The organism is Flavobacterium collinsii, from assembly GCF_946903285.1.
In the GTDB taxonomy this organism is placed as follows: domain Bacteria; phylum Bacteroidota; class Bacteroidia; order Flavobacteriales; family Flavobacteriaceae; genus Flavobacterium; species Flavobacterium collinsii.
In genome coordinates, this window is the sequence record NZ_OX336425.1 from 4892563 (window position 1) to 4905396 (window position 12834).

The following is a 12834-nucleotide window of genomic DNA, read 5'->3' on the forward strand; positions in this document are numbered from 1 at the left end:
TGTCTAACAAATGTCTTCAGTTAGAAAGTGGAATAATGGCTTGCTAAAATTTTTATTCCTACGATTCCAAAACACGCTTTTATTATAGAGATTATTTATAAGGTGTTTTTCCTTTTCAGTTTCTAAACTGCACAGTCCTATTTCTTTTCTCTCATAATTGTAATCTGAAATATTCTCAATATTTTGATCCTGAAACAAAAATGTGCCATATTTATAGGTATCAAAATCATCATTTTTCAGTTTCTTTTTCGTCAGCCTTTTATACGTTATAACATCTCTAAGAAAAGCCAAAGCTCTGGCCGATATATGTCCTTTATTAACTTCTTCTAACAGGACAGGCATTATATCTTTAATACTTTCATAATCGTGAGCTAAGAGTATAATTGCCATGTGAGAAGAAATATAATCCTTAAAATCTCCTTTTTTATAATCCTCGAGACTATCCGTACCCACTATTTTATAGGACGGAAAACCAACATTTTGTATTAGCTCTTTAACCTCAGCTCCTGCTATTACTGAATATTCATTCCATTCAAGTAATATTTTTTCCTTTGAAAAATAATTATACAGCTTATAATAACTTATTAAATATTCACGGTCTTTTTTATGCAGTTTTTGGAGTGCTTCTTTTACTTCAGTTGAAATATTTTTTTTGTACTCCTGATTACTTTTAATATAGATTTCCTTAAATTCCTTTATTCCTATATCGTTTATTATTTTTTTAATGTGAAGGTTTTTCTTCAACATTTTGAAATCGCACCCACTTTCGATAGCTTTTATTAAAAATACTTTTGCTCGTTCCTTTTCATTTAGGTAAGCGGCAATTTGGGCTGCCAAATAAGCATCTCTTGGAAAAATAAACTGATATTGAGAAATCAGATTACTAAAAAGATTTAGCGCCTCAGTATATTTTTTTAATATCACATACTCTTCAATCAGTGACAACTCTTTATGATATTCTAAATAGTTATTGCTTTTATTCATCCTGTTTATATTTTAATTATTTTCGAAATGATCTCGTGGATTATATTTCTGTTGTCAAGGAAAGACTCCTCTTGCAACATCGAATAATGGTCACCTTTACCCTGAACCAAGTGTATTTTACCCACAAAATTTTCCCAATTATACTTCGCCATTGGTTCATCACTTTTTATAAGATATATTTCTGAAAAAATCTTATGCTTGTATTCGATAGCATACATGTACTTTAAGTAATGAAATAATTTTTCCTTTGCCTTTTGCAAGATGTTGTCGTTTTGATACAATTTTTGCAGGCCTAAATCATATTTGATGTATTCATCCACATCCGAAACGCTTTCGATTTCAGGATCATCTTCATGTGCCGCATAAGAATCTAACATAATTATAGATGACACTTTACGATCTAGTTTTTCATGCAAGTAATTTGCTACTTCGTATGATAAATTTCCACCAGCAGACCATCCGAATAAAACGATGTCACCATCATGCTGCAATTTGTTAATTTGATTCGCATAATAACCAACAATATTTTCAATACCGTCAAGGAAGTTAAATGCGATTACTTTAACATCCACGATATCATGAAACAAGTTCTTATAGGCAGTTCCATATCCTAAAATTGGAGGAAAGGCAAATACAGTTTTTGGTGCAGATAACATCCCGTATTCATAAAAGTCTTTTTTGAAATCATATCCATTTATAATATAGGATGACAATTCTTTAATTGTTTCCACATGGAATAAGATATTTAAAGGATAGTCCGTATTAAACTCTCTGTTGACAATTGCAACTGCTTTTACTGCCAATATACTTTGCCCCCCAAGTTCGAAAAAATTATCTGTAACACTTATATGACTAACATTCAAAACCTCTTGCCAGATGCTAACCAGTTTTTCTTCTGTTTTGTTCTCAGGAGCGACATATTCTTTTCGAATGATATCTTCTTCCCCAACATTTGGCAAAGCTTTTCTATCGATTTTTCCGTTAGGAGTTAAGGGTAAGTTTTCCAATTCTACATAAAAACCCGGAACCATGTAATCCGGTAGTTTTTCTTGTAGAAATTTTCTCACTTCTGATTTATCTATCTCCGCCGAGGAAACCAGGTAAGCAACCAGTACTTTCTCGCCTTTATTCTCTTTAGCCTCTACAACTACTTCTTTTAGACTGTCAGAATACCCTAATATTGTATTCTCTATTTCTCCTAATTCTATTCTAAACCCTCTTATCTTAACTTGATGATCTTTCCTCCCCTGAAACTCAACATTCCCGTCTGAGAGCCACTTTCCTAAATCTCCTGTATCATACATGCGACTTTCTTTACGGAATGGATTGGCTATAAATTTTTCTTTTGTAAGTTCCGGTTTGTTTAGGTACCCTCTGGCAACTCCGGCTCCTGACACATACAATTTACCCGACACTCCAAGAGGTACCGGTCGTAAATCGTCATCTAATATATAGAGCTGACTATTGGATATAGGCTTACCGATTGGGATGGAGCTGTATTCTTTATTAAGAACAACATAATTTGTACTATAAGTGGTGTCTTCCGATGGACCGTATAAATTTCTCACTTCTATCGGAAAAGATTGAAGCTTCTTAACAATATCAACTGGTAAAATCTCTCCGGCCATATTGATATAAGATACATTATCCAGACAAACAGCTTCTTCAAGCAACTTTCTCACGACAGACGGAACCGTATTTAATAGTATTTTAGTGTCGCCTTCTATATGGTTTTTTATGAAAAGTGCATTGTTCAACACTCTCACTTTTTTGCCTATAGAAAAGGCATAAAACATCTCATAAACAGACAAATCGAAACAATGAGAGGTAACCGCATACATGATATCAAATTTAGACGAGTCAAATTCCGATTTTGCCCAATTGATTAGTTCAACTGCATTGGTGTGTTCGATCATTACTCCTTTTGGTTCACCAGTAGTTCCGGATGTATAGATTATGTATGCCAAATCATTAGGAGTATTGATTTTCTCTACATTATCTTTTGAATATTTCTCACAAGATTTATTAAATTTAAAGAACTCTTTCTCATCAATAACAATTTTACTATTACTGTCTTTCTCGATATAAGCTATACGCTGATCCGGGTAATTAATATCAATTGGAACGTAAGCTGCACCCGATTTCAATATTCCTAAAATAGTAATTATAATTTTTTCGCTCCTTTCGAGCTTAACCCCAACTAAATCATCTGTCTGAATAGCATAATTCTCTCTTAGATAACAAGCGAGCTGATTAGACTTTTCATTTAATTCTTTATATGTGATTTGCAAATCGTCGAAGACAACTGCTATATTTTCAGGAGTTTGCTTTGCCTGATCTTCGAATAAATCGATTAATGTCTTTTCCTCTGGATAGATTACAACCGTATCATTAAACTCCAGTAGTAATTTTTTCTGATGTTTATCATTTACAATAGAGTGTTTTGAAACATTTTGCTCCGGAGACTCTAAAATCTGCGCCATGAAGTGTAAAAAATTATCCAACAATGAGTCAATAAATTCAGAATCAAAAACATCAATATTATACTGCAATTCCAATTCTATTGTATCTACTCCTTCAAAAAAGGTAAATGTTAGATTAAATCTTGTAAAGATGTCTTCTTGCTCATTATCCATTTCTATTTTAAATGGCACGTCACCATCGTTAATCAGTCCGGCTCTATTATTTTGATTTTGTAAAATAACCATTACATCAAATAAAGAAGTTCCCTTCTCCATTTGCAAATCTTCTAATAGCATATCAAATGGATAAACCTGATGTTCAAGAGCTTTTGTAACAGATTCCATTTCTTCGATGATACATCTCTCAAAACTTTTTTCGTCCGATACTTTTGCGTAAAAGGGTATTGTGTTAACAAATAATCCAATTATAGATTCAAAATCCTTTTTTACCCTTCCTGAAACAGGAGTTCCTATAACACAATTATCCTGAGTTAAACGATACAAATAGACTCTTACAGAAGCGAGTAGTACGGCAAATAGAGTTGCACGATTTTTTTGGGCTATTTTATTAAGTTTTGAACTAATATCTGAATTTATAACATAACTCAATTTGCGTCCATTAAATGTCGACACGTTTGAATTTCCTAAATTCAATCTAGTATTAATATTTTCCAGTTTTGCCTTCAAATAGGATCTGTATGAATCTATTTTTTCCGGAATAAGATTTTGTTTAACCCAGGTTATATAGTCTAAGTAACTTTCCTTTTTCTCCGTATACTTGTAGGTATTGTTTACTAGTTGTTTATAAATCGCCACAAAATCAGACATAAATATACCTGCAGACCAACCATCAAAAATAATATGGTGAAATGAAAATATTACCTGATTTTTATGTTCATTAATTTGAATGATATGAGCACGAAACAGTGGTCCGCTCTCTAAATTAAATAAGGTGTTGTATATTTCCTGAACTTTAGATTCTATTGATTTTAATTCACTAATATGTTCGAATTCTAAAGTTTGTTCGAAATTACACTTTTCGAAGGGGATTATTTTTTGAGAAATAGCCCCGTTTTCATCAATTGAAAAAACCGCACGCAAGCTATGATGATCTTTCACAATAATTTTGAGGACTTCTTTAAATATCTCCATATTTATATCGCCCTCTATAGTGAAATTCATGATAATATTATAGGCCAGCGACAAGGAGCGTGTTTGAGATTCGACCCACATTCTTTTTTGTGAATTTGAAAGCTCAAAAGAGTGCAGCTCGTTTATATCATTCTGTTCTACTATTACAGATGGCTTTTCTTCCTTGTTTTTTTCATTTTTAACGAGTTCAATAATATCATTGATCTCATAGCAATTAAACAATTCGTCAAATTCAATGTTTATTTGAAACAATTCATTAATTCGATTAATAAATTGAATGCCTACTATTGAGTTCCCTCCCAATTCAAAAAAATCATCGGTAAGCTGAAACGTTTTATTCTGTAGCACTTCCTGCAAAATACTGACAACTGCTTCTTCTTCATTAATTGCTTTTGGAGAAGACACTTTTTCTAATACCGTTCTTTTTAGTTCCTTATTTTCAAATATTAAAGGATTCTTAATGCTATTCCAACAAGAATTTTTTTCAAAAGGATAAGTTGGAACTCCTTTTCTATTATATTTCCTGGAAGGGTAAAAACTCTTCCAGTTAAATTTAATTCCATTATTATAAAATGTACTCCATAAAGCTCCCCAACCATTAGAAATATCTTTTAATAGATCTACGGTAAAAACATTGCTATCATTTAATGTTTGGTTAATTTGCTCAATCGCTACTTCATTATTGCCAACAATTACTAATACTGTATTTTCTTCTTCAAGTCTTTTGGCTAGTACTTTTAGTTTTTCAAGGTCAAAATCAGGTGTTTGACTAAAGCTGATATCATTAGGTAAGGATATACTTTTACCTTCTATAATTTCTTTAGAAACCTTGGCCAGGGCTCCGTTACAAATTATGTTATTGATTGAAAAACCTTTACTCGTCAGACAATGATATAAAGACACCTGTGTTGCTACTGTTTGAGCACTAAGTGAATTAAAACCTATTGTGTCTAATTTATTTTTCTCTGCAGCATAATATTTATCAAAATGATTATCCTTTAGGAGACCCTTCAAATCTTTTATTTCATCAGAAAGAAATAGAAACGCAATTTTATTGTGCTTTCGGGGTTCAAGATTATCAATGTTTTGTTTTTCCCTTAAGAGAGATTCCCTTAATGCTGCAACTGATTTACCATGAACCGACACTCCGTATTTGTAATCCAAACGACCATCATTTAAGGTAAAGGCGATATCATTTATTTCCGAATTATCTGTCTCTGACAAAAAATTAGATATATTCTCTAAGTATGTCCCTAATACATTTTTGTTTTTCGCCGAAATTTTAAACCAGACCTCAGCTTCCTGATCAACAGAATTGCCATTTTGTTGCGGCACATACTCTTCTAGTATTACATGCGAATTCGTACCGCTTAGACCAAAAGAGCTAACCCCTGCTCTTCGTACGGTATTAGACAACCAGGCATTTCCTTCTTTATGTACTATTATATTGGGATCCTGATCAATAAATTTGTTCAACGAATTAAAATTGGCCAACGGAAAAAATTCCTTTTCTTTTAAGGTTAAGGATGCTTTAATAAGCCCTACCAGTCCAGAAAGGTTATCAAGGTGTCCAATATTTGGTTTTAGCGTTCCCAGTCTTACGCTATATTCCTCTTTTTTGCTGGAAAAAGCATCTTTAATCGCTCTATATTCAATAGGGTCGCCTAATTTAGTTCCGGTTCCATGTGTCTCGATATACCCGATAGAAGAAATTGGTACATTTCCATTCTCGCAAGCACTTAATAATAAAGAGGTTTGAGCTGTTGGGCTTGGTGCCGTGATACCGTTTGATGTATTTCCATCATGATTAATGGCAGATCCTTTTATAACTGTCAAAATGTTATCCTTATCTTCAATTGCCTTATCCAATCGTTTCAAAATAATGACAGCCACACCCTCTCCTCCTGATGTTCCTGATGCGCCATCATCAAAGGCCCTACATTGTCCATCAGCAGTCATTATCGCATCATTTTTCAATTCATGTGGCTCGTTGAACTGATAAAGTATTCTTGTTCCTCCAACAACGGCAATATCTAATTCATTGTTTTTTAATTTTTGAACCGCTTCATGTGTAGCTACTAATGATGAAGAACAAGCGGTATCAATATTCATTACCGAACCACTAATATTTAAAGAATAAGCAATTCTTCCCGAACCCATTGCTGATAATCCCCCAATAAAGTCAAGTTCTGAATTTGGAGATTGATAGAGTATATTATATCCTCCCGATTGTGCGGTAGTAAATAATCCTGCTTTCCTATCAGACAAATAATCAAGATTATAACCACTGTTTTCTAAGGCCTCACAAACTGACTCTAAAAGCATCCTATGCGCCGGATCCATTGCATCGGCTTCTGCTTTAGACAAATTAAAGAACGAATGATCAAAAAAATCATTTCTATCTATATATCCATAAGGGTAATACAGTTCTTTTTTGTCAATTCTTGAATTTATAATTCTCTCATCGGAAGGTTGCCCGATACATACTTGTTCCGATTTTAAAACTCTACGAAAGTCTTCAATATTATTTACTTGAGAACATTTTATACTTACCCCAATTATTGCAATATCCATAGTATTTTTAGATTTCAAAAAATTCAATATTCTTATTATTATTCACTTCTGATGAAGATGTATCATCTAAATTTCTATCGATAAAAGAAGAGATTTCTTCTATAGAATTAAATTCAAAGAGATCTGAGATTAGTACTTTATTAGGCCATAGGGAATCTATTGCGCTATGCAATTGAATCAGCTGTAATGAAGAGCCTCCTAAATCAAAGAAATTCTCAGTGGCTGGCAATTCTTCATAATTTAAAATTTCACAAAAAAGGGAATGTATCTGATCAATTATTTTTCCTTGCAAATTGTGTTCAGATTTTTCTTTAGACCCTTTTATGGTTTGCAAATCGGGGAAATTGGTTTTATCAATTTTACCATTGGAATTCAACTCAATTTTATCCACCTGAACGAAGAAATCAGGAATCATATAATGTGGTAAATGCTTTTTGAGATGTTTTTTTAGTTCTTCAGGGTCTATTGTCTGATTCGCTTTAAAATAGGCTAACAGGTATGTTTTATTCTCTTCATCAACAGAAGTAACATTAACAAATTCAACAGACTGATGTTCTAATAAAATGTTTTCAATTTCATTTAATTCGATTCTGAATCCGTTTATTTTTATCTGGCTATCAATTCTTCCAATATATTCTAATTCTCCGGTAGACAGCCAACGCGCAAGATCTCCACTTCTATACAATGTTCCTAAGTCGTAATAATTTTTTTCCAGAAAACGATCCTCGGTTAGCTCTTTCTTGTTAAAATAACCTTTTGACAATTGATTTCCAGCAATAAAAATTTCACCAATTACACCTTCAGGCACTATTTTCCCTTTTTCGTCCAGAATATAAAATTTCAGTCCCTGAATAGGTTTTCCAATATTGCTAATATTTCCTTTCTCAAAAATGTCATCGACAAGTATTTCTTTAAATGTCCCATGTACGGTTATTTCTGTAATTCCATACATGTTTATCAATTTACAAGAAGCATGCGATTTATGCCAATTCTTAAAGATGCCCGGAAATAAAATATCCCCGCCAAAAATCACATATCTTAAACTATCAAATTGCTCATTCTTTTTAACCCTTAGATTATCAAATTCAACAAATACTTTGGGAGTAAAATTCAAAACTGTAACCCCCTGCTCCTTAATCAGTTTAAAATATTCTGTAAAATCTAATATTTTGGCTCTATCAATAAGTATAAGCTTTGCACCAAAAAATAATGGGCCGAATATTTCCCAAATTGAGAAGTCAAAAGAATAATTGTGGTAAAGCGTCCATACATCATTTTCAGAAAAATCGTAATGTGAATCTTTGCAATTTAGCATCAACTCCATTAGATTACTATGTGTTATCATCACTCCTTTAGGTTTCCCTGTCGAACCTGACGTATAAATAATATAAGCCAATTGCTCTTGAGAAATCTTTACCTCTACTTTATCTGATGATATATTGTCTATATTTTTTACGAAATCGGCCAGCCAAAAATCGTCAATTACTAATTTTGCCTGAACATCCTCAATAATATATTCCCGACGCTGTGCCGGCAGCTTCTTATCTAATGGTACGTATACTAAACCTGCCTTTAATATCCCTATCATGGTCGCTATCAACAAAGGAGACACATCACAGGAAACGACTACATTCTCTTCCGGTTTTAACTCTTCATTTGCAATAATATAGTTAGCCAGCTTAGTAGAAATGGTGTCCAGCTCTTCGTAGGAGTAATTTTGATTTTCAAATGTTACAGCTACATTGTCTTTGTGATTCTTGCAAATTGAAGATAAATACTCCACTATATTTTCGTCGACAGTTACTTTTTCTTCTGCCCCCGAAAGCTGTTGAATCTGTTTTATTATATCATTATTTGATACCAAAGAAATATTATCAATATCAATATTTTTGTCACTAAGACATTGTTGTAATATGTTAATGAGAAAATCGTGGTATTTAATTATGGTTTCAGGAGCAAACAAATCTGTATTGTACTCCATTTCATAAGACAATTCGTTTTCTAAATCCATAAATCTAAAAATCAGGTCAAACTGAGCGCTTGAATAATCGTCAATTTTGAAATGATTTAATTTTATGTCGTTGTTGCTTATATTTTCTAATTCTCCTAAAACATTCAGATCTACGTAATTTTGAACTGTAAATACGATATCAAATAAAGGAGAACGACTATAATCTTTTTGAAGATTTAATTTTTCAACGAGTAATTCAAAAGGATAGATTTGATTTTTATATGCCAGCTTTAAATTATTTGAAACTTCTTTTATCAAGGACTTAAAGGACACATCCTTATTAAATTTAGACCTCAACGCGATCGTATTAAGATAAAGACCAATTTGATTTTCTAATTGTTTGCGACTTCTGTCCGAGATCGGAAATCCAATAGTTATATCTGATTCTCCCGATAATTTACATAAAAACAAATTTAAAATAGTTCCAACAAACATAGCTAAAGTGATCTCTTCCTCTTTCAAGAGCTGCTTTATCTGAACCGTTAAATCATGAGGTATTTGAAAAGTATCAATGTTCCCTTTAAATGTTTTTATATCCGGTCTTGGCTTTTGTAATTGTAGATTTAAAGCTTTTGGCAATTCCTTATATTGATCCAGCCAGAACGATTCGCTCTCTTTAAAACTTAGCAATTGTGATCTCTCAAATTGCCAAACAGCATAATCTTTATATTGGATTTTTAATTGCGGAAGCTGCGGTTCTTCACCTAAACATAATGCATTGTAGGTGTAAAATAATTCCTTCTTTAAAATTTCTACTGACCAGCCATCACAGATTAAATGATGCAATGTGATATTTAAGATGTGCTTGTTATTTTCAATTTTTATTATATTGGCACGAATTAAAGGTGTCTCGATTAAATCAAAGGGCGATTCCTCTAATTTCAATATGTACCTGTTTAGGTTTTCTTTAGACGAATTTTCTTTTATTTCATATTTGATAGAATATTCTAAGTCTTCAAAAGCATTTATCTTTTGCTTTAATTTACCTTCAACAAAAACAAATGTCGTTCTTAAAGACTCATGTCTCTCAACGATAGCATTGTATGCTTTTATTAAATTAAAACAATCTAATTCGCCATCAATAACAATAGATATTGGAACATTAAGACTAGTTGAATTGTTAGACATCTTAGCTTGTAACCAAAGACTCTTTTGAGCAAATGACACTTCGTAAAGTTCTTGTGGTTCTACAGTTTTAATCTGTTCCTGTTCTACTTGTATGTCACCGTCATTTTTCACCAATGATTGTACTAACAGTGCCATATCCTGCGGTGTACCATTTTCAAATAAATCATCGATATTTAGGTTTAAGAAAAAACGTTCATTAACTCTATTGATCAATTGCGAACCATTTAAAGAATGACCTCCAAAATCAAAAAAATCATCCTGCTCTTGCATTTCAGTTTTTAGAATTTCACTCCACATTTTCTGCAACTGTTCCACTATTGGCAGATTATCGTAACTCTCTAAACTTACTCTTTTTTCAAATCCTATAAATTTGGGATCATACGGATTATCAGTAGTCCTTAACCAGCATCTTTTTTCATCAAAACAATAGGATGGTAATTCTATCTTAGAAAATTGCTCTTTGTAATAATAAGCTTTAGGGTCAACGTTAAAATTAAACTTAAACAATACTTTTAAGTTTTCATTCATTGGTAAGCTATAACCAATTACGTTGTAACATAATTTGTCATTAACTATCTTTTTGAAAATAGTACCTAATTTTCCATCGTAACCTACTGCTATTATTTTTAATCCGTTCGAATACTTGCTAATTAATTTTTCTGCGCGAGCTTTTAACTCTTCATTCTCATTTTCCGCTTCAAGAGAAACATGATCTACAGTTTGCAAAGCTTCTTCGAGAGATATCTCTTTTTTTAATACTTTTAATAAAACCTTTCCAACCCCAATTCCAATCATTTCATTAATAAGCACTCCCGATTTCACAAGAGACTGATAGCTGGAATATTGAACAAACAGAGATTGTTGGGCATTACTTAACAAATGGTTTTTGTAAACATCAACATCAGGCATACCTTCTAATACCTTATTATCTATTGAAATAGAGTCATCAAATAACAATATGCTTTCTTTAAGATCATCAGTACCACTACTTACAATCATTTCATTTGTTACATTTTCCAGAATCTCCAGTAGATGGTTTATGTTTTTGGCAATTGCTATGTATCTGAACTCATAAATTTCTCTATAATTATTTAATGTGTATGAAATATCATTTATACTATCTGTTGTATGTTTTAAATAATTTTGAAATGTTTGCAGGTAATTAATTAAACTCGTTTCACTTTTTGCACTAAAACAGAAAATATATTCATCGCTGTCGTTCTTTAAAGAAGATGAATCTGCTTTTTCGTATGATTCTAAAATTAGGTGCGTATTAGTCCCCATTAAACCAAAAGAACTCACTCCTGCAATTTTTCTTGTTGCTTTTTTTGCGGCATCCCAGCTAATAGGTGTGGTTACTACCTCAACTTTTGCTTTTTCAAAATCGATATAAGAATTTAAAGGAAGCGCATTAATGGATGGGTATATAATATTGTTTTTAAAAGAAAGTAGTACTTTGATAACCCCTACGATTCCAGCGGCGCTATCTGTATGTCCAATATTAGATTTAACTGCAGAAATATATACTTTCTCATCATTTTCAAGAATAGGTCCAAAAACTTGAGATAATCCTTCAATTTCAATTGGGTCTCCTAATTTAGTACCTGTTCCGTGAGCCTCAATGAATGTAATGTCACTTGGTGTAAGTCCAGCCTTTTTCAATGCCTTATCGATCACATCCGCCTGAGCTTCAACGCTTGGAGCCATTATACTGGCAGATTGTCCACCATCTTGATTTAAAGCAAAACCTTTTATTAGTCCATAAATTATATCTCCGTCTGCTATAGCTTGTTCTGCCGATTTCAATAAAATACAAGTTACTGCTTCCCCGCCCATTGTTCCATCTGCCTTTTCTGAAAATGGATTACAACTTTCGCTTACAGCTTCAACTCCAAGAACTATTTTAGAGTCTTTCTGAGTAGGAACAACATTTATATTTACACCACATACTAATGCCAGATCTGTTTCTTCCAGCAATATGTCTTTACAGGCAAGAGTTATTGCAGTTAATGACGAAGAACAAGTTGTGTCTACATTCAATGCCACTCCTCTTAAATCAAAGAACCTGGAAATCCTGCTTGCAAGCATGGCACTCGTATTTCCGGCGATTAATGTAGGAGTAGATTCTTCCGCTAAGAGATAATAACTGGTATCTGTGTCCCCCACATATACGGATGTATTAGAACCTTTTAAATCTTTTGGTCTATAACCCGCATTTTCAAAGGTTTTATAGGCTTCTTGCAAGATCAATCTTTGATGAGGCGTCATTTCCTCTGCTTCCCCTAAAGAGATATTAAAAAAATTATAATCAAAAAGAGTGATTTCATCTAAGTAACCGCCTTTGTAGCAATTAATTTCATCTGAAATTGAAGTATTAAATAATCTTGCTTTTGATATCTCATTAATAGAACATTTCCCTTCTAACAAGTTCTTAGAAAATTCGCTAACTGATTCTGCCTCAGGAAAAACACCTGAAAATCCTATAATTGCTATATCTTTCATTTTGTTATTTTTCATAATTAT

General features: G+C 32.5%; 3 protein-coding genes. All 3 read right to left on the minus strand.

The genetic code is table 11. The features are described 5' to 3' along the window. Nucleotides 1–3: 3 nt before the first annotated feature. Genes OGZ34_RS19695 through OGZ34_RS19705 form a run of 3 tightly spaced genes read right to left on the minus strand, consistent with a single transcriptional unit; the run spans nt 4 to nt 12828 of the window. Nucleotides 4–984 carry a hypothetical protein gene (locus OGZ34_RS19695; RefSeq protein WP_173968065.1) on the minus strand — a complete coding sequence of 327 codons (981 nt, stop codon included), beginning with the start codon at nt 982–984 and terminating at the stop codon, nt 4–6. Between the two features lie 5 nt (nt 985–989). Then, nucleotides 990–7172, minus strand: coding sequence for a non-ribosomal peptide synthetase (locus tag OGZ34_RS19700; protein WP_263361441.1), 6183 nt, complete (start codon nt 7170–7172; stop codon nt 990–992). A 7-nt stretch (nt 7173–7179) separates the two neighbouring features. After that, the gene (locus OGZ34_RS19705) at nt 7180–12828 is read right to left on the minus strand and encodes a non-ribosomal peptide synthetase (RefSeq protein WP_263361442.1); all 5649 of its coding nucleotides are present in this window, start codon (nt 12826–12828) and stop codon (nt 7180–7182) included. Nucleotides 12829–12834 lie beyond the last annotated feature (6 nt).